This window comes from Acetomicrobium sp. S15 = DSM 107314 (genome assembly GCF_016125955.1).
GTDB classification, from domain to species: Bacteria; Synergistota; Synergistia; order Synergistales; family Thermosynergistaceae; genus Thermosynergistes; species Thermosynergistes pyruvativorans.
The window spans coordinates 1-371 of sequence record NZ_JADEVE010000108.1; the positions used below are offsets into that span (position 1 = coordinate 1).

Consider the following 371-nt stretch of genomic DNA (forward strand, 5'->3'; position numbering starts at 1 on the left):
AATCTAATCCTGGGTAGCGGGCTTTAGTTATACATGTGCCTTGCTATTTTTTACCTATACCGGTTTATTCCCACTGCCTCAGCCATATCTTCACCTCCTCGCTATAATTGCATAATTTCCATCGTGGCTCTTGGTCCTGCATCACCTACGGTCCAGGAACCATCAATAGAAACATTGTCATATCCGACCAGAATGCCTCCCACCGGCGCAATATACTGACTATTGATTGACAAATTCCCGAAACTTCTGAGCGGATCAAGCCGTACGTACCATGACCCGTTAGCGGTTATCCCACACGGTGAGGCCGCCCCAATCCAGGCACCATCGGCAATCTGGCCATTGATGAGCAGATCGGCCAAGGTTTGTGGAGT

General features: G+C 49.1%; 1 protein-coding gene. It reads right to left on the reverse strand.

Going from position 1 to position 371, the window contains the following annotated elements; genetic code table 11:
- Positions 1-101 precede the first annotated feature (101 nt).
- Positions 102-371, reverse strand: a 270-nt coding sequence (locus EZM41_RS13480) for a hypothetical protein (protein ID WP_232619008.1), incomplete at its 5' end; no start/stop codon positions are given.